Raw genomic sequence first — 17,137 nt, forward strand, 5'->3', positions numbered from 1 at the left:
AGTTCCTTTTCGGTCTTGGAGAGGGTTTTGTTGGTTTGGGTGAGGTGCTGCTCTTTCTGGTCAATCTGGGCGGTCAGAGTGTCCAGTCGCTCCTGCTCCCGCTGGACTTTGAACTGGGTGACGGTCAGGTGTTCTTCAGTGCTGCCACGCTCACCGCGCTCTATATCGGTGTACCCGGCAGCGCGCATAAAATTGAAGAAGTTGTCCTGCAAGACGCTGTACGACTTCTTCAGGATAGGCTTGCCGTTCTTTTGCAAAACAGGCTTTCCCGATTCGTCCAGCAGAGGTTTGGATGCCCACTTCTTGCTCCGGCTGACCTGCATGACAGTCTCCTTGACGGTGCCGACCAGTGCCTTGTCCTTGCAGCGTTTCGACCACAGGATCTGCTTTTCCACCACAGGTACATAGACCACATGGAGGTGGTAGTGGTAGACCTCCCTGCCTAGTGCTTCGGTCATGGCACGGTTGATCTCATCGGCGTGCATGACTGCCGAGAGGATATACTGTTCACCGCCTACAACCCGAACGGCAGCTTTGTAGGCATCAGCATAGAACTGCTTGGCGAACTCGTAGCCGCCGTGGTTGTCAAAGTATGCCGAGTTGACATCAAAGACAAGTTCGCAGTAGTGGGTGGCATCCGGCTTCAGGCCGCGCGTTGAAATCGTACCAGCGGTTTCCAGTTGGGCGAACAGGTCAGTGTAGCTGGCGGTTGGCTTTTTGAAGTGGACGTTCCATGCAGCGCGCTGGGGGATAATATCGGGGTTCCGATAGCTGTCCTTTTCGCGTTCGTTGTGCTGCTGGGTGTTGCCAACAGCCTTGTCCGAAACGGCAAGGTTTCGGACACTGGTGCGGTCAATGCCATCATTTCTTGCCAAAGGGCATCCCTCCTTTCAAGGTTCATCGAGAGGTGACGGGGAACGAAGATGCACTTCTTCGGAAGTGTAATAACCCACTATAACACTTTCATCCCTATGGGCTGCAAAGTGTAGTGGGCTCTTCGAGGACTCTCCGAGGGGGAACGTCTCCTGCGGGAGAGTTTAATCGAGTTCACGTTTGCGAAGCAATGAAAGCCCCAGTGGGGCTTTTAAGTGACCGAACGGTCTTGCGCTAGCAAGATGGAGGGGCCTCGCCCCGACAAGTTCGCACAATGCGAACTTGATTGCTCCGTACGCATCTGAAAAAATCGCGTACGGACTTCAAATAACCTGTACGAACTTCTTCCGTGAAAAAAATGCACTTTTTACGGACAGGGGTGGACAAGCGGTTCGATGCCTACAAAACCCCGCACCCTGCGCCCACCGGGCAGGGCGGTGTTATGCGTTGCACCAGAGTACCCAGCGTGGGAACTCTGGTGTTTTTTGCTTCCTGCCTGAATATACGGAAAATTTTGCAGGAAAGGCGAAAAAGCGGCAGAACTGCAACGGAAAAAGAAAAATGCCCTCACTGGTTGCAGGACTGCAACAGCAAGGGCGGAGAGGTAACCGTATATTGAACAAAACGGCAGAGCGTATTATAATGAGGAAAAAACTCAAAAAGGAGGGCCGACCACATGGCACGGGAATATCTGCCCGCACCATCCAACATCCGTCTTGCGGACTTGATGAAAGAGCATAACATCAGCCAACCAGAACTCGCCAAGGAGATCGGCTGCTCCAAGAGCACCATCAGCCGTTTTATTAGTGGTGCGAAAGGAACCCTGACCCATGAGCAGGTGCTGAAGATCGCAAGGCTGTTCAACGTATCTACGGATTTCCTGCTGGGAGAAACCAACATCCCCGACCGCAAAAATTACGACATTGCCGAACTGGGCTTGTCCGTAGAAGCTGCAAAGAACCTCTACACAGGGCGTGTCAATACAGAGGTGGTCAATCTGCTGCTGGAAAACGCCCGCTTTGCAGAGCTTACTTACCGCATAGCGCAGTATTTTGATGATACTTTTGCGTCTGGCATCGCGGCACAGAATGCCATGCTCACGACATTGAGCACCTTGCTGCGCACAAAGGTCAAGACCCCGGAAGCAGCCAAAGCCGCAAAGGACATCAGTCTTCGGAGAAAACCGGTGTACCAAGGCGACCTTGATGACATTGAGATGTACTTCATGGCAGCGGTCAAGGCAATCAAAAAGGGCATCGGGAGCCATTACGCCGAACAGGAAGCCATGAGCAAGAAAGTGGCAGAGAAAATGTTCACCGAATTGACCAAAGGGCAGGATGTGCAGCACCCAACGATCACGGCAGAGCAGTTGACGGATGCAATGTTGGACAGCGTTTCGGGCATGGAAGGAGCTACGCCGGAAGCACTGGAACAGCTGCGGAACGGTCTGCTGGGAATCTTGCAGTCTGCTGCAGAGCAGGAAAACGCCCATGAAGCAGACGAATGAACGGCTTTGTGCGCTGGCACAGAAAGGCGATGCAACTGCGCTGGACAGCCTGATCGACAACAACAAGTCCTTTATTGGCAAGGTGGCAAATGACCTTTTCCGCAGCATGAATCTGGCACAGGCTGGCCTGAACCTTGACACGGACGATTTGAAACAAGCGGGCAATCTGGGGTTGTGGAAGGCCGTGCCGAAGTTCGATGCGGCGCGCGGCATGAAGTTCCTGACCTGTGCGGCTCCTGCTATCCGTAACGCCATGATGGATATGGTTCGAGATGCCTTTGCCGCTTTTGAGCAGCGGATGGTGACGGAAGACAAGGACGGCGTCTGCTACCAGCGCGTTTCGCTGGATGAGGTTCTGCCGGGAGAAGAGCAGCTGCGGCGTATCGAAGCCATAGCCGACCCCTACGCCATGCAGCCGCAGAGTATTATGGAAGAGCAAGAATCGCGCCGGGAACTGTACGATGGCCTGAAACGGCTGACCCAACGGGAGCAGACCTATCTGCTGTACCGCTATGGCTTCACCGATGGCGAGGAACATCCGCTGATCGGCACGGCGATATACTTTCACCTGACGAAAGGCCGCGCCAAAAAGACGGAGGAACAGGCCATGGATAACCTGTGGCTGGAACTGCCGTGGTGGTTTATCTGAATGGAAAAATCGTGATTGTGCTACAAGTTTTCTGGAAATTTATGTGCAACCATACGATTTTGAAAAAATTGTGGAGAGATGAAATAAATCAGGCTTGAAGTTCGTTATTTAAGCAGAAAAGTTAATAATTATGGTATGATAAAATGCGATAACAAATAAATCGACAAAAATAGATTGAATAAAGGAGAAGAATGCTATGAAAAAAGTAATTTACCTGTTTGTGCTATGCATGGTTTTGGGGTTAGCTGGATGTGGGCAATCTCAGGAAAATAAAGAACCATCGACTGAAAGCACTTCAGTACAAGTAGAAAACAAAAATGTTAGTGATATAGTATCAAACGAGCATTTAACCAATAATGATACTGCGAATTTTCAAATGCCAGAGGAAGGCTATTATAGTAATGATTTAACATAAATCACAAAGTAATTTTTGACTATCTTTTCAAAAGTTCTTATATGCCGGTATAGCCTATTGTTACAGGCTTTTCCGGCATTTTTTGTTATGGAAGATATTCTCAAATCTTCTTATATCCCCGTATGTTTTGGTGTTCAAAAGTAGTATGTGGAGTAGTAAATTCTCCGTTTACTACTTATGCAATCAGCCGCTTCATTTCTGTTATCGACGTTTCGGAAGTCGTATGCGCGTAATAGTTCAGCGTCATATTGATGTTGGAATGTCCCATGATGTACTGCAATGCCTTTGGGTTCATTCCTGCATTTGCTAACGTGGTGCAGAATGTGTGGCGTAAGGTGTGCGGTGTCATTACCTTTGGCAATGCTACCTTTTGCGTTTTTGTGTATTTCCTTACAAGCCCCCGGAACATACTTTCATAGTTGACTGCCACTTTTGGCAAGCCGTTCCGGTTAAGAAACAGAAACTTTGTGTAGCCCTCTAAAATAACAGGCTGTGCATATTTTCGTTTGTTCAGCACCCGTTGAAATGCTTCCAACACTTTTTCACTCATAGGAATAACCCGATTGCCGCTTTTCGTCTTAGGCGTTTCCACATAGTAACCCACGTCTGCAATCTTCAAAAGTTGGTGGTCTACATTGATAAGCTGTTTGTCTAAGTCAATGTCAGCTTCCGTCAGTCCGCAGAGTTCCGAAATGCGAAGCCCTGTCCCTAACAGTATGATAATCTCGTCGTAGTATTTCTGATAGACTTTATCATGCTGCACAAAGGACAGAAAAGCCGCTTCCTGCGTAGGGGATAGAGGTTCCTTTGGTTCCGTATCATCTTCAAGGACTGTGTTCAACTGGAAGTCAAATGGATTTTTACGAATACAATCGTCCTGTATGGCTGTGTAAAAAGCAGCCTTTAAGGAACGCTTGTGGTTGTTGATAGTCTTGAAGCCGTAACCTTTTTCTTTCATGCGTAATGCCCATTCCTTTGCGTCGGAGAGCTTCACATTTTCAATCCGGCAGGCTCCAAGTTTATCCTCCTGCAAAATCCGCATGAGCTGTTTTCGCCCCTGCTTTGTACCATGCCGCACATTTGCCCGGTGGCGTATCTGCTTTGCGTAGAGTTGGCAGACCGTCATTTTCTTTCCGATATGGTCGATACCGTCGTCAAGGTCTTTTTGGATTTCTTTCTCTTTTTCCCTCAACGCTATATCGTCGCGTTTTCCTGCCGGGGTTTTGTCCGTAGGTACTAACTTCCAAGAATACACAAACTGCGGTTTTCCAAAGGTATCTATATATTTGTAGGCATATCTCCCGTCTTTTCTCTGGCTCTCTCCGGTGCGGAGAATACGATTTTTATTATCCCGTCTTTTTTCCGACATCGTTATGCTCCTTTCCATAATGGAAAGAGCCTTGATATGCTTGACTACATTGTACCACATTCAAGGCTCGATTTCACTATCAGATTGCGTCCACCGTATCAATCATTTTTTCAAACTGCTTACGCTTAATCTGAATACGGTTTCCGTTCATCATTACCCAGTCCGGGACGGGATTTTCTTCTGCCAGTTTCCGCAGCTTGCTTTCTCCGATACGGAAATATTTTGCGGCTTCTTCTATGGTAAGAGTGTACTTTTCCCAAATCGGCACGTCGTTATTGTTCAATTTGTCGTCCCCCTTTCTAAATGGGTCAAAAGTCAATTTGTAACATAGGCTTTAATCGGACGGCTATTAGCGTAACCTCATGGGACTTGCACCCCTCCGGCGGTCTGCCGAAGCCCTACCCATTGCCTGCGACGCTTCTAACGCTCGGACTATGGCTGTAAGGAAGTATCATTATGTATTCTGTGCGTTATCGCCCGCAAGTTGCTACACTTGCTTTGCAGCGGTGGTGTTGTTCGCTCGCTTTTCCCGTAGGAGAAAGGTCATGGCGCACCCGCCGTATGGCTCGGCACAAAAGGAACGTATCCGATTTGCCTTATGCTGCGTCGCCGTTCTATTGCGCCGCTTTCTTTGTCAAGGTTCAAAATGGCTGTGTTGCCGCATTAGCAGCGGAACGGAAAAGGGGGAGTAAAGACGTTCCACCGCCGATTGCGGTTATTTCTCTGTTCTAAAATTGAGGACAGCCATCATCAGTTTGGCTTGCAGCCGTTCCCGAATGTCGTTGTCTATACCAAAATAAACATTTCCACGCTCGTCATATAACTTTCGCATGGATAAACGGGCTATATAACCGCTGAAATGCTGCAAGACCATTTTCATAGCGTCCGGGTCGCCCTTTGTCGCTGCCACAATGACAGGATAAGGAACAAGGGCATTTTCCGGGTAGCCAGGTTGATTACCATTCGTCCCATTCATCAGCATTTTCCTCCAAATATTTTCTTAATTGTTCAAAAGAGCTTGTCCGCCTGTACTGTATTGTGCTTCTCGGTGTATTGAGCAACTCTGCAATTTCTGTATCGCTCATTCCCTCGAAATAATACAGCAATATGGCTTTGCGCTTTTCTTCCGGCAAAGTACGGATTGCTTCAAGAAGCAGCTTCGGCGTGATTTTCTTTCCGGCTTTTTCAAAGACGGTTTCAGCAGTTTCCCGTTTGAAATATTCATCAAAGGTATGTAGCTGTCGCGCTTCATCTAAGGTCATGTCGGAAAAGGTTACTTCCTTTGCCTTATGTGTACGAAGCTCTCTATGAGCGTCGCACGCTTCATTGTGCAATACCGCATTGCAATACTTCTGAAAAGAACATTGCTTATAAAACTCCCTGCTATTAGGTTCCACATTCTCACCTCCTTTCTCGTTGAAAGTTGGTGGTGCTTCCCCCTTTTCGCGGGGTAATACGGAGCTTTGAAAAAATGCCAAATATTTTCGGAAATTTTTTCAAAAATTTTTTTAAGCATACAAAATGCGCCCGTCCGCAAAAAAACGCGGACAGGCGCATAGGAATAATAAAAAGTATTTAGATGATTTAATAGTTCATATCTAAGGGTAGGAATATCCCCGGTGGCGGTCGGGCTTTTTTTGATAAATCAAAGAATGTAAGAATTTGTTGATGTGGTTTATAACTCATGGCGGCTACCTCCTAAAGCCGCCATGTCTACATGGTTAAGGGTCGTCGTACAGACAAAAAGAAACGGCGGCTCTGAAAATCAAAGCCGCCGAAATAGAATAGGCGCGTGAAAATATGGCTGCTCTGCGACGGCTTTTTTTCTTTGCCGTCGTCCGGCAGATGTTGGTTGTATCATTACTTATTTTTGATTGTTTTTTTAGATATTAAAATCAAGACAGAAAACAATCCACAAAAGAACAAACTCATAAGGCTAATAATGATTTCTCCAAAGGTGGCAGAATAATAGCCGGAAATATTGAATGTAGCAGTAATAGGATAGCAAGCCGAAAGAACATCGGATATACTTGTGAATAATCCTGCAAAAGAATAAATTACTGTAAAAATCAAAGCAAGCCAATAGCCTTTCTTTATTCTTGATACAACCGCAATAACAGGTGCAATAGCAAAGAAAATCCCAATGCCGTCAAGTAAATAGATTTTGAAAAAACTTAAAATCATTTTGATAGACAAGCCCCTAAAATGCAAAATAACTTCAACTAAAAATGTAATGCCGAAAAGCAGCAAATAAAAGAGTACGCTAAATGCAAAAGTAATAAGTAATTTTGCAATCGTCATTTTAGCTTCACTTATTGGAATTAAACGTAATGATTTAATAGTATCTTCTTGTTCCTCACGACAAATCATATAGCTCCCCAAAAGTGCAATAACCGCAGGAAGAACAAAAAAAGTTGCTAAAGACTGTGCTGCGTTCATAAACCACCCTGCGTCATCTATATAGCGTTTTTCCCCAAAAGAAAACTGCCCTTGAGTAAAAACAATAATTGCAACCATAATAACTGCGAATATGGCGACCAACACAATTTTTGAACGTCGGAGTTTTTGATGTTCTGCCCAAATCAATTCTTTCATCATTCAATCACTCACTTTCTATGCTTTAAGGAAATGTACGCAAATACGATAGAAACAATAGTCCATATACCGATACAAAAAAGTGCAGCCGGAATATTGACTTCCTGTGCCAAAATAACACCGGGAATATCTCGCATGATAATTGCTGTTGCACTGGATAGAGGGTGTAGGTACATATTAACCATAAGCAAAATAAAGCTAAGAAAGGTGTAAACCAGTGTCACACATACAGGGAGTATATAGTTCTTCCCGGCAGCTGCAACCGCTAAAAGTGGTAATATGGAAAATGCGGTAAGTATGGCGATTTCAATACATTTCTTAAATAGATAACTGATACTATTCCATTCAAAGGTTATATAACCGGGAAGCATACCGAAAAATACAGACGCTATGGCTGTAAGCAACATAAAACAAACGGAATAAGACAGTACAACAATAAATTTGCTAAAAAAATATCCTGTCTTGCTAATCGGTATAATCCACAACTGTTTGAGCATATCGTTTTGATTTTCGTCATACATGAGCATAGTAGAAACCAAACCCAATACAACAGGAAGTATAATCCAAGCTGTATAGCTGAATGTAGTCCACTTATAAAATTGTAATGGTTCAATAACTGTTTTATCAGCACTTCTGAAATAAAAAACTGCAAGAAGTGGCATGAAAAGAGCGGATAACAGCATTAACACAATAAATTTTTTTCGACGCAGTTTAAGAAACTCTGCCTGTATCAGCCTAAGCAATTCCTTCTCCTCCTGTGATTTTTTTGAAATAGTCCTCTAATGTATCATTGCATAGCTGAGAACTGATAACAGCTATATCCTGTACCACAAGAGCTTTATTGACAGCAGCCATATCCAACGAAGTGTCATAAATCCGCAGGGTGTGTTCGTCCTGTACGGAATATTCGGTAACCCCAAACTGCCTTTCCAAAACAAGAGAAGTTTTCGGTATATCAGAAACTTGCAGAAGTATATACTTACTGTTTTTCTTTTGTAGCTCATTCATGCTGTTTTCTTCCAGTAGTACACCATGGTCAATAATGCCGATGTCATCAGCCAGTAGTGCAATTTCGGACAGAATATGACTGGAAATGAGAATTGTTTTTCCGCGCTCGATACTTAAAGTCTTAATAAAGTCCCTTACTTCTGCAATGCCTATCGGGTCAAGACCGTTTGTGGGTTCATCTAAGATTAGCAGTTCAGGGTCATGTAAAATAGCATTTGCTATTCCAAGACGCTGCTTCATTCCAAGAGAATACTTGCTAAACAATTTTTTGTCCCGATAAGGCAGACCGACAATCTCCAAGGCGTTTTTTACTGCATTTGGCGCAGCAGTACCGCGCAGTTTTGCAAATATCTCCAAGTTTTCCGTACCTGTTAAATTCGGATAAAAGCCGGGTGTTTCAATAATAGCACCAATCCGGGGATATACTCTTTTTTCCCTCCCTTTGATATTTTGACCGAATACGTCTACTTCGCCGGAAGTAATATCGGTCAACCCCAAAATCATTTTCATAATTGTGGTTTTACCCGCCCCATTACGCCCCAACAGCCCATATATCTGTCCTTGTTTCACATGAATATTAACAGAATTGACTACCGTTTGCTCTCCATAAGTTTTTGTCAGTTGTTTTGTTTCAATTACATATTTATTCATCATATATCCTCACTTTCAATAGGTCTGTTTCCGCAATGCAAGTACGGAAACAATGGCTGAAATACTTCCAATTACCAAAAGAGAAATTAAACAGATATTCGGAGATATAGTTATTTCTATTCCTCCCGCCCATTTCTTAACCATTTCTGCTGCGTCAGATGAAATATAGGGATAAATTCCCATAACACTCGCCAGTGGGTGCAGTCCCATAATCCCCGACGGAATAAGCACGACAGGCACAAGATAAAGTAATGCAGCCCCAATCGGTAGAACATATCCCTTTGCCAATGTTGCTAAAAAAATAACGGGGAGCATTGCAAGTGGAACTAACACGCCACCGGCTAAAAATAATAATCCCGCCTGTAAAATTGTTTCCGTATTCAAATCTGTAAAGCCGCCTGCAAGAAAGCCGCCAAGAATACAGATTGCAAAAGTAAGCAGACATAGTGCTAATGACATAAAAATTACCACTGCTATCTTTGAAAAATAAAGTTGCGTTTTGGAAATCGGAATAATCAGAAGTCCTTTTAAGGTATCATTTTTCTGTTCATCAAAGAACAATGTGGTTGCAAACATACTCAACACAATAGGCAGAAACAAACTTGTAAGGTTCTTAAATGCCAATGTGTATAAATCACTAAAACTATTCATTAGTGAGCTACTTCTTGATATACTGAAAGCACGTTCAACTGCGAATATTCCTAAAATTGCAGTTAGAATAAAGATACCTAAGACTGTCTTATTGCGTTTCCATTTCAGCATTTCAGTAGAAATGATAGTCATTGTCTTTTCCTCCTTTCTACCTTCCATTATATAGTATCAACCTTGCCATAACCTTGCCGAAACCTTGCTTTTTTCTTGTTTTATAGCAGGAAAGCCCCGCATTATTTACAGGGCTTTGGGAAGCAATATAGTAAATACAGTCCCTTTATCAGAGCTGTTTTCAGCGGTAATGGTTCCTTTGTGAACACTGATAAGCTCTTTAGCAATCGCCAGTCCTAAACCATTTCCCTTTGCAGACCGCGACTGGTCGCACTGGTACATTCTTTCAAAAATATGTGGCAGCTTATCGGGAGCTATTCCTTTTCCATTATCTGAAATTATAATTTTAGCTTGTTGTATATCTTCACAAATATGCAGTGCCATTTTATCTCCCGCACTATGGATAATAATATTTTGAAAAAGATTGTTAAGTACGCGGGTATATGCGTTTACATCTATGTGAATAAAATACTCTGTTTCGGGTATGACAAACTCATATTCAAAATGATTGCTTTCTAAGACGGGAATCCAATCCGCTATAATGTTGCGGGATAACTCGTTAAGGTCAAATTTTTCAAAATGAAAAATCTGCTCTCCGGAATCCAGTTTTACCCATTCAAACAAATTTTCCACAAAGGATTTCATATAGTGGGCTTTTTCATGTGCGACATGGATATATTCGTCCTTTTCCTCTCCAATAACAATTTTGTTTTCAACCGCTTCCAGATAACCTACAAGAGAAGCAAGCGGGGTCTTTACATCATGTGAAAGACTTGTCATCAGCCGTTTATATGCCTGTTCAGATTGTCTTTGCCGTATAAGCTGCGCCTGACTGTTTACTGCTATTTTGTTAATGTCATAGCAAATTGTTTTTGTCATATCGTTTTCGCCTGCTAAAATACGTCGGTTCAAATTCCCGCCCTTTATATCATCTAAGGCGTCTTTTATCAGCGCAAGCTGTGTCCGCACACGCCGTAAGACAAAAAGGAGATACATAATAATAAGCAGCATAAGGGCTATCACTATGAAAAGATAAACATTTATATCCATGTTACGCCTCCTTGTTAAAACGGTAGCCGACACCCCGGACAGTTAAAATGTAAAAGGGGTGGTCGGGGTCTGGCTCAATCTTTTTCCTTAATTTGCTAATAAAAGACATAATATTGCTATCATCAAAAGCGTATTCTTCCTCCCATACCTGTGAATAAATTTGTTTTTTGGTAAATACTCGTCCTTTGTTGGAAGCAAGAAAGAGAAGTAAATCAAATTCTTTTCCTGTAAGCAAAACGGGAATATCTTTGACCGTAACTGTACGATTTAATTTGTCAATTACCATATCTTTCAACGATATGCTGTCTATGTCTGCCGTAAAGGGGTTTAAGGTGGTATATCGCCGGATAAGGGAATTGACACGCGCCAAAAGCTCGTTAATACCAAATGGCTTTGTCAAGTAGTCGTCTGCTCCCAGTCGCAGACCGAAAACCTTATCTTCTTCGCTGCTTTTTGCAGTAAGCATAAGCACCGGGATATTGCTTGTATCTCTAATTTTTTGGAGAATCTGAAACCCGTCTATATCCGGCAGCATTACGTCCAAAATAATAAGGGAATAGCTATCTTTATTTTCATCAATTAGACGAACCCCCTCAATACCGTTATATACAGTTACGGCTGATAATTTTTCCTGCTCTATGCACTTTTTCATAAGAGCGCAAAGCTCTTTATCATCATCTATAATCAAAACTTTATTCATGGTGCAGCTCCTTTCCTCGTTTTGTTCTCCCGTCAATCGGTTTTTCAGCGTCCTTTGGTATCAGCCACATATATCCAAGTTTTGAAACACCCGGTATGCGGTTTTCTCTGCAAAGTACCTGTACCCGCCTTTCAGAAATTCCCCATTTCTTCGCTGCTTCGGGGCAAGACATATATTCCATAACACCCAAGTCCTTTCTACAAATCATATCAGTATAATTATAGTCGGACATACGAATAATAGCAAGTATATAAATATGAATTATTATGGCTAATTAGTGGAACTGTATAGACATATCCAAGAAGAAAGGGGAACAGTAAAATGTAACTGGGTGAATAAATATGGCAAAAAGACCAGTAGAAAAATATGACTTCAAAGCCTTTGGAGAAGCGATAAAAGCTGCGCGGACAGGACGCAAGGAAAGCCGCAAACAGGTAAGTGATGAAATGTATATTTCCCCTCGCTACCTTGCGAATATTGAGAATAAAGGACAGCACCCCAGTCTGCAAATCTTTTTTGAGCTTATGCTCCGTTACAATATATCCGTAGACCAGTTTCTTTTAGATACGCCCGTCGGAAAAGATACAAAGCGGCGGCAGCTCGACGCTCTGCTTGATGATATGAGCGATAACGGCATACGGATTGTAACAGCAACCGCAAAGGAAATTTCAGAAGTCGAAAAAGAGGACAAATAGAAACGTCCGGCAAAATTGAATATGGATTTTCGGAAGCGTTGTAATCTTTTTTGAGATTGCAGCGTTTTTCTTTTGCATAAGTTCGGCAAAATGGTTTTTTCTCCGTAGAGGGAAATAAGGACATAAAAGATAAAAAACTTTCTTAGCAAGCATAGGAAAAGAGTACCCTTTTCCGTATTTTCGCCCTCCCGCCCTGCGGTGCGTCGGTTAAAAATTGCTTGTTGGGAAGTGTCCCAAACCCTCGGAATGGAAAGGAACGATTGCATGAACGGACGCAAAAGAAAAGTACAAATCAAATTCTATGTAACAGAGGAAGAACGGGCATTGATTGAACAGAAAATGAAGCTCGTCCCTACCCAAAATATGGCGGCGTATCTTCGCAAGATTGCCATTGACGGGTATATCATTCAGACAGACCATAGCGACATAAAAGCCATGACAGCAGAGATACAGAAAATCGGGGTCAACGTCAATCAGATTGCAAAGCGTGTCAATGCGACAGGCAGCGTCTACCAAGAGGACATAGAGGAAATAAAGGGGGTGCTTGCGGAGATATGGCGGTTACAAAGATTAAGCCTATTAAAAGCACGTTGAGCAAAGCCCTTGATTATATCCAAAACCCGGATAAGACAGACGGGAAAACGCTTGTGTCCTCCTTTGGGTGCAGCTATGAAACGGCAGATATTGAGTTTGAATATACTTTGTCGCAGGCTCGGCAGAAAGGGAACAACTTAGCCTTTCATCTGATACAATCGTTTGAACCGGGAGAGGTGGACTGTGAGAAAGCCCACACAATCGGAAAACAGCTTGCCGACGCGGTAACAAAGGGACAGCATGAATACGTCTTGACTACCCACATAGACAAAGGGCATATCCATAACCATATCATTTTTTGTGCGGTCAACTTTGTTGACTACCATAAGTACAATTCCAATAAGCGCAGTTACTACGGCATACGGAACATAAGTGATAAGCTGTGCAGGGAAAACGGGCTGTCCGTTGTCATTCCGGGTAAAGGCAGTAAGGGAAAAAGCTATGCAGAATATCAAGCGGAAAAGACGGGAACAAGTTGGAAAGGCAAGCTAAAAATTGCCGTTGATTCAGCCCATGCGATACCTCGCGCCCCCGGTTCTCGGAAGTGTTGAAGCTGTCAATGGTTTCTTTCCCCAAGATTTCCGACATTTCTTTGAGGGTGGTTTTCTCCTTGCCGCCCAAGAAAAGGGTGGTGTCGCAGTTGCCGACTATGGTATCGGCGTTGTCCTTATAGATTGCCTTTAACTGGCTTTGCGACTGTAAGATAATCGACGCGGAGATTTCCCGGCTTCGTATGGTGGCTATGAGCTTTTCAAACTTCGGTATCTGCCCGATATTTGCAAACTCGTCTAACAGACAGCGCACATGGACGGGCAGCCTGCCGCCGTATTCATCATCTGCCTTGTCGCAAAGCAGATTGAAAAGCTGCGTGTAAAGAATACTCACGACAAAGTTAAAAGTATCGTCGGTGTCGCTGATGATAACAAACAGGGCGGTCTTGCGGTCGCCTATGGTGTCAAGCTCCATTTCGTCGGTTTCCATAAGGTCGCGCAGCTCCTTAATGTCAAAAGGGGCAAGCCGCGCACCGCAGGAAATGAGAATAGAGCTTCGTGTCTTTCCCGCAGATAACAGGAATTTCTTGTACTGCCGGACGGCAAAGTGTTCCGGGTCTTTTTCCTCCAACCGTTCAAACATGAGGTCAACGGGGGACTGAAATTCCGGGTCGTCCTCGCGGGCTTCACTGGCATTTATCATTTCAAGCAGCGTCGTGAAGTTCTTTTCTTCCTCCGGGGCTTCGTACCAAATGTAGCCGATAAGGGCGCAGTAAAAGAGCCGTTCCGATTTTACCCAAAAATCCTCCCCGGCTTTTTCCCCGTCCCCTTTGGTGTTGGCAATCAAGGTATTTACCAGTTTCAAAATGTCTTTTTCGCTGCGGATATAGGCAAAGGGATTATAACGCATGGATTTCTTAAAATTTATCGTGTTCAGCACCTTTATCCGATACCCGCCGCGCTGTAAGAGCTTCCCACACTCGACTAAAACCGTACCTTTCGGGTCAGTTACAACGTAGCTTGAGTGCATTTGCATTAAGTTGGGCTTCACAAAAAATCTCGTCTTGCCGCTGCCGCTTCCCCCGATAACAAGGATATTTTTATTCCTTGCATACTTCGGCTGCTTCGGGCGGCTGTTCATGGTAAGCCGTTCCGTCTGTGTCAGAAGCACGTTATTTTGAAATACCGGGTCGGTGTAGGGCTTAATATCTTCGGCAGTTCCCCAACGGGCAGAGCCGTATTCGATACCTTTCCGGTATTTCTTCGCGTTCTTGCCTTTTACATAGACAATCAGCCGGATAAGCACCGCGCCTAAAATTCCTATCAGTAAATCCATAGGGGCAAGGCTCGGAAGCGGGTTTGAAAAAGCCATAGAAAAGCCCTCCCCAAGCGACAGCACCTTGCCGGACAGGTCAGCTCCCGGCGCAAGGCGTACCGCCTGCCCGACTTTATCAAAGAGATACACAAAGAGCAGATAGGGAATGTTGGGAAGCAGCAGCTTTTTCCAGTTGATAGCGTTCATCTTGCAATCCCCCTGTCTTTGTTTTTTACTTTGTCCCGCTGTGCGTTCAAAGCCGCCGCCTTTTCTTTGAGGGAAACAATCAGCTTTCGGATAGAGGGCTTTTGTTCCTGCGTCAGCTTCTTTGCGGAAAACTCCTTGAAAGCTGCGGTCAGTGCGTCCGCGTCCCGTCCCTTGAAGAAAACAAGATAGCGGGGCGGGATTTCGGTGCTGTCTTTCTTTAGGGCAAAGTCAATCCCGTACTTTTTCGCCGTACTCTCAAAGGCTTTGATATTGTCCTTTGTGATTTCAATGTTGGAAACGCCCGCGTTCTGCTTCATAAGCTGCTTTAGGGTCTGTTTGCCATGCGGGATTTTCTGTCTGTCATGCTGCTTTTTCATCTGTGCAAGCAGGGCTTTCATAGCCTTTTGGAGCTGCTGTGCCGTCAGTTTCCCGGTTTTGATGTAAAGGGCTATGGTCTTTTCGTTGGTTTCCTCCTGCAATGGGTGTCCTCCTTTCATGTTCTATGGTGGTATGCCCGCCGCCGGGAAGCGGGGCGGGCATGAAAAAAGAGCGTCCGTTTTCACGCCGCCCTGTTAAATCCGTACCCGCAGCCCGGAAAGGTCTGCCGCCCGAATACCCACAAGATACCAGTTGTCCCCGTACTCCATACGGGTAGGCTTCCATTTGCCCCGCACAAAGACCTCCATGCAGTCGCCGCAATGTAAGCCCCCGTAGTAGTCGTTTACGTCAAAGCGAATGTCGTAGCGGTCAGCGGTTTCATCAAAAATCAAAGCTCCTGTTTTCTGTGTCATAATCAAATCCTCCTTTGGGTTGGTTTACAGGCTTTCGCCCTCGTTGCAGGTGTAATCGGGTATGCCGGATTTTTTCGGTTTCCCATAAAAAGTACCATCTGCCATATCGTGAGATACAAGGGACGTGTAATAGCTGCCAATCGTAGACGGGGCATTGAAAAGGGCAGCTTTCATGTACTGCTTGATGTTGCGGATTTTGGTGGTGTTTTCCTGCATACAGTCAAGTACAAAGCGGATATGTTCGCTGTTCAGTTTCATAAACCTTGCTTTTACAAGCTCTGCCGGGTAGTCGTCCCCGGCGATACGGATTGTTTTTCGTTTGGTGCAGACGGTTTCAAGAATAAGGGCAAGGATTTCCTCTATCCTGTCCCGGTCAAGGTATCTGTCCTGTATCAGATAGTCGTACTCAATATTGTCCTTGATGATTTCCTCATACACGCTGTATGCGTCTGTCGCTTCCTTTCGCTTCCGTTCCGGCGGCTGTGCCGCGTCCTCTAAGGGAGAGGGATTTAGGGAATGGAAAGGAATGGAATGGGTACTTGATACATCTGTATTTAATTTTTCTTTTTTGGGTAAGTTAGTTTTTAATAGTTCTTTATTTAATTGCGTTGGATTTTCCGACGTCGGGTTATCCGGTGTCGGATTTTCCAATATCGGCTTATCCGCTGTTGGATTTTCCAATACCGGACAATCCAATGCTAGGGGCTGTGGCTGTTCGTAAATGGTGTACTCGATAGCGGTCATTTTGCCTTTCTCGTCGCGTCCCTGCCGCCTTGTGATATATCCGGCTTTTTCAAGCTCCCATACAGCGGTGCGGATAGCGTCGATACTTTCCCGGTTGATAAGGGACAGCCCTGCAAGGGTGTAGTCCCAATCTTCGGGAAGTGAGAGCATTTGCGACAACAAGCCCTTTGCCTTTAGGGAAAGTTCCTTGTTGCGTAAATGGTGGTTGCTCATAACCGTATAACCTTTGTTCTTTTCCACGCGGAAAACTGCCATAGCTTCATCACTCCTTTGGTTGGATTTGTTACGCAGTAGAAACGCGGTTTTGAGGGAAAAGGTATCAACCCTTGCATTTCTCATTTCCGCGCTCTAAGAGCCGCATAAATCAAGGCTTCATTTGCCCTTACTGCGTAACATGAGGGCATAAAAAAGCAGCGTTCCTGTTCTCCAGTGTAGGAGTGAGAAACGCCGCCTTATAGGTGGTGTTATTTTATTTTTTCTTTTCGACGTGCCGCGTAAGGTGGTGTAGCGGTCTATCCGGCAGCCCGCAGGTGCTTTTTGCATATCAAGGCTCAATCCGTTAAAAGTAGTAAATGAGTAGTAAAATCAATTTGCAAACCTGCGAATATGCCCGTAAATCAAGCATTTTTCAAGACAATCAACTAATTTTGATGAAATTCTGAATATCACTAAAGAAGATGATGGCACATATAGGATCGAGTATAGCGTTACCCATTTGCTT

General features: G+C 44.5%; 20 protein-coding genes and 2 pseudogenes. 6 read left to right on the top strand and 16 right to left on the bottom strand.

The window, feature by feature from the left end:
* The coding region (locus tag WMO17_RS12460; RefSeq protein ID WP_349138259.1) for a plasmid recombination protein at positions 1-875 on the bottom strand (875 nt) is incomplete at its 3' end.
* A gap of 674 nt (positions 876-1,549) precedes the next feature.
* Here WMO17_RS12460 and WMO17_RS12465 point away from each other — a divergent pair.
* From WMO17_RS12465 to WMO17_RS12475, 3 genes are all read left to right on the top strand, one after another.
* Positions 1,550-2,380, top strand: a complete 831-nt coding sequence (locus WMO17_RS12465) for a helix-turn-helix domain-containing protein (RefSeq protein ID WP_349138260.1) — start codon at positions 1,550-1,552, stop codon at positions 2,378-2,380.
* The gene (locus WMO17_RS12470; RefSeq protein ID WP_349138262.1) at positions 2,364-3,029 is read left to right on the top strand and encodes a sigma-70 family RNA polymerase sigma factor; all 666 of its coding nucleotides are present in this window, start codon (positions 2,364-2,366) and stop codon (positions 3,027-3,029) included. Before WMO17_RS12465 ends, WMO17_RS12470 begins: the two co-directional genes overlap by 17 nt.
* Positions 3,030-3,225: 196 nt before the next feature.
* On the top strand, positions 3,226-3,444 hold the full coding sequence (locus WMO17_RS12475; protein ID WP_349138263.1) for a putative periplasmic lipoprotein: 219 nt from the start codon (positions 3,226-3,228) through the stop codon (positions 3,442-3,444).
* Positions 3,445-3,619: 175 nt separating this feature from the next.
* On the opposite strand, the gene WMO17_RS12480 is transcribed toward WMO17_RS12475, so the two are convergent.
* The 11 genes from WMO17_RS12480 to WMO17_RS12530 all read right to left on the bottom strand — a co-directional run bounded on the left by WMO17_RS12480 (position 3,620) and on the right by WMO17_RS12530 (position 11,760).
* A complete protein-coding gene (locus WMO17_RS12480) occupies positions 3,620-4,813 on the bottom strand; it encodes a site-specific integrase (protein WP_022398882.1) in 1,194 nt (397 codons plus the stop codon).
* 79 nt (positions 4,814-4,892) lie between these two features.
* Positions 4,893-5,096, bottom strand: coding sequence for an excisionase (locus WMO17_RS12485; protein ID WP_009905235.1), 204 nt, complete (start codon positions 5,094-5,096; stop codon positions 4,893-4,895).
* A 432-nt stretch (positions 5,097-5,528) separates the two neighbouring features.
* Entirely contained in the window at positions 5,529-5,789 is a 261-nt protein-coding gene (locus tag WMO17_RS12490; protein WP_005933821.1) for a helix-turn-helix domain-containing protein, read from the bottom strand.
* Positions 5,770-6,210: an RNA polymerase sigma factor gene (locus WMO17_RS12495; RefSeq protein ID WP_021421424.1), complete on the bottom strand. Its 441-nt coding sequence runs from the start codon at positions 6,208-6,210 to the stop codon at positions 5,770-5,772. Before WMO17_RS12495 ends, WMO17_RS12490 begins: the two co-directional genes overlap by 20 nt.
* Before the next feature lie 463 nt (positions 6,211-6,673).
* Positions 6,674-7,411: an ABC transporter permease gene (locus WMO17_RS12500; RefSeq protein ID WP_005933814.1), complete on the bottom strand. Its 738-nt coding sequence runs from the start codon at positions 7,409-7,411 to the stop codon at positions 6,674-6,676.
* A gap of 8 nt (positions 7,412-7,419) precedes the next feature.
* Positions 7,420-8,151 carry an ABC transporter permease gene (locus WMO17_RS12505; RefSeq protein ID WP_021421426.1) on the bottom strand — a complete coding sequence of 244 codons (732 nt, stop codon included), beginning with the start codon at positions 8,149-8,151 and terminating at the stop codon, positions 7,420-7,422.
* Positions 8,144-9,067 (bottom strand): ABC transporter ATP-binding protein, encoded by a 924-nt coding sequence (locus WMO17_RS12510; RefSeq protein ID WP_021421427.1) that lies wholly within the window; start codon positions 9,065-9,067, stop codon positions 8,144-8,146. Before WMO17_RS12510 ends, WMO17_RS12505 begins: the two co-directional genes overlap by 8 nt.
* A 15-nt stretch (positions 9,068-9,082) precedes the next feature.
* Positions 9,083-9,850, bottom strand: a complete 768-nt coding sequence (locus tag WMO17_RS12515) for an ABC transporter permease (RefSeq protein ID WP_021421428.1) — start codon at positions 9,848-9,850, stop codon at positions 9,083-9,085.
* A gap of 105 nt (positions 9,851-9,955) precedes the next feature.
* Positions 9,956-10,879, bottom strand: coding sequence for a sensor histidine kinase (locus tag WMO17_RS12520; RefSeq protein ID WP_025578755.1), 924 nt, complete (start codon positions 10,877-10,879; stop codon positions 9,956-9,958).
* 1 nt (position 10,880) lies between these two features.
* Positions 10,881-11,579, bottom strand: a complete 699-nt coding sequence (locus tag WMO17_RS12525; protein WP_005933804.1) for a response regulator transcription factor — start codon at positions 11,577-11,579, stop codon at positions 10,881-10,883.
* Positions 11,572-11,760, bottom strand: coding sequence for a helix-turn-helix domain-containing protein (locus WMO17_RS12530; protein ID WP_025578756.1), 189 nt, complete (start codon positions 11,758-11,760; stop codon positions 11,572-11,574). Before WMO17_RS12530 ends, WMO17_RS12525 begins: the two co-directional genes overlap by 8 nt.
* A 160-nt stretch (positions 11,761-11,920) precedes the next feature.
* On the opposite strand from WMO17_RS12530, the gene WMO17_RS12535 reads away from it, so the two are divergent.
* From WMO17_RS12535 to WMO17_RS12545, 3 genes and pseudogenes are all read left to right on the top strand, one after another.
* Positions 11,921-12,274: a helix-turn-helix domain-containing protein gene (locus WMO17_RS12535; protein WP_005933802.1), complete on the top strand. Its 354-nt coding sequence runs from the start codon at positions 11,921-11,923 to the stop codon at positions 12,272-12,274.
* 264 nt (positions 12,275-12,538) lie between these two features.
* Positions 12,539-12,868, top strand: coding sequence for a plasmid mobilization protein (locus tag WMO17_RS12540; protein ID WP_015529200.1), 330 nt, complete (start codon positions 12,539-12,541; stop codon positions 12,866-12,868).
* Positions 12,829-13,377 (top strand): annotated as a pseudogene (locus WMO17_RS12545) (relaxase/mobilization nuclease domain-containing protein); the annotation flags it as partial. The gene WMO17_RS12540 and the pseudogene WMO17_RS12545, both read left to right, overlap by 40 nt.
* Here WMO17_RS12545 and WMO17_RS12550 read toward each other — a convergent pair.
* The 4 genes and pseudogenes from WMO17_RS12550 to WMO17_RS12565 all read right to left on the bottom strand — a co-directional run.
* Positions 13,364-14,881: pseudogene (locus WMO17_RS12550) on the bottom strand (VirD4-like conjugal transfer protein, CD1115 family); the annotation flags it as partial. The pseudogenes WMO17_RS12545 and WMO17_RS12550 overlap by 14 nt on opposite strands.
* Positions 14,878-15,360 carry a PcfB family protein gene (locus WMO17_RS12555; RefSeq protein ID WP_021395806.1) on the bottom strand — a complete coding sequence of 161 codons (483 nt, stop codon included), beginning with the start codon at positions 15,358-15,360 and terminating at the stop codon, positions 14,878-14,880. The gene WMO17_RS12555 and the pseudogene WMO17_RS12550, both read right to left, overlap by 4 nt.
* A 93-nt stretch (positions 15,361-15,453) precedes the next feature.
* Positions 15,454-15,672: a DUF5348 domain-containing protein gene (locus tag WMO17_RS12560; RefSeq protein WP_004611927.1), complete on the bottom strand. Its 219-nt coding sequence runs from the start codon at positions 15,670-15,672 to the stop codon at positions 15,454-15,456.
* 24 nt (positions 15,673-15,696) lie between these two features.
* Positions 15,697-16,671, bottom strand: a complete 975-nt coding sequence (locus WMO17_RS12565) for a DUF6017 domain-containing protein (protein ID WP_022399381.1) — start codon at positions 16,669-16,671, stop codon at positions 15,697-15,699.
* Between the last annotated feature and the right edge of the window lie 466 nt (positions 16,672-17,137).

Origin of the sequence: Faecalibacterium faecis, assembly GCF_040096475.1 — a bacterium.
In the GTDB taxonomy this organism is placed as follows: Bacteria; Bacillota; Clostridia; order Oscillospirales; family Ruminococcaceae; genus Faecalibacterium; species Faecalibacterium taiwanense.

Excerpts from the sequence above, each read along its gene's own strand:
- WMO17_RS12475 (WP_349138263.1), top strand. The coding sequence starts at position 3,226 with ATGAAAAAAGTAATTTACCTGTTTGTGCTATGCATGGTTTTGGGGTTA.
- WMO17_RS12530 (WP_025578756.1), bottom strand. The coding sequence starts at position 11,760 with ATGGAATATATGTCTTGCCCCGAAGCAGCGAAGAAATGGGGAATTTCT.
- WMO17_RS12565 (WP_022399381.1), bottom strand. The coding sequence starts at position 16,671 with ATGGCAGTTTTCCGCGTGGAAAAGAACAAAGGTTATACGGTTATGAGC.
- WMO17_RS12560 (WP_004611927.1), bottom strand. The coding sequence starts at position 15,672 with ATGACACAGAAAACAGGAGCTTTGATTTTTGATGAAACCGCTGACCGC.
- WMO17_RS12520 (WP_025578755.1), bottom strand. The coding sequence starts at position 10,879 with ATGGATATAAATGTTTATCTTTTCATAGTGATAGCCCTTATGCTGCTT.
- WMO17_RS12540 (WP_015529200.1), top strand. The coding sequence starts at position 12,539 with ATGAACGGACGCAAAAGAAAAGTACAAATCAAATTCTATGTAACAGAG.
- WMO17_RS12515 (WP_021421428.1), bottom strand. The coding sequence starts at position 9,850 with ATGACTATCATTTCTACTGAAATGCTGAAATGGAAACGCAATAAGACA.
- WMO17_RS12465 (WP_349138260.1), top strand. The coding sequence starts at position 1,550 with ATGGCACGGGAATATCTGCCCGCACCATCCAACATCCGTCTTGCGGAC.
- WMO17_RS12525 (WP_005933804.1), bottom strand. The coding sequence starts at position 11,579 with ATGAATAAAGTTTTGATTATAGATGATGATAAAGAGCTTTGCGCTCTT.
- WMO17_RS12535 (WP_005933802.1), top strand. The coding sequence starts at position 11,921 with ATGGCAAAAAGACCAGTAGAAAAATATGACTTCAAAGCCTTTGGAGAA.
- WMO17_RS12500 (WP_005933814.1), bottom strand. The coding sequence starts at position 7,411 with ATGATGAAAGAATTGATTTGGGCAGAACATCAAAAACTCCGACGTTCA.
- WMO17_RS12470 (WP_349138262.1), top strand. The coding sequence starts at position 2,364 with ATGAAGCAGACGAATGAACGGCTTTGTGCGCTGGCACAGAAAGGCGAT.
- WMO17_RS12490 (WP_005933821.1), bottom strand. The coding sequence starts at position 5,789 with ATGAATGGGACGAATGGTAATCAACCTGGCTACCCGGAAAATGCCCTT.
- WMO17_RS12510 (WP_021421427.1), bottom strand. The coding sequence starts at position 9,067 with ATGAATAAATATGTAATTGAAACAAAACAACTGACAAAAACTTATGGA.
- WMO17_RS12480 (WP_022398882.1), bottom strand. The coding sequence starts at position 4,813 with ATGTCGGAAAAAAGACGGGATAATAAAAATCGTATTCTCCGCACCGGA.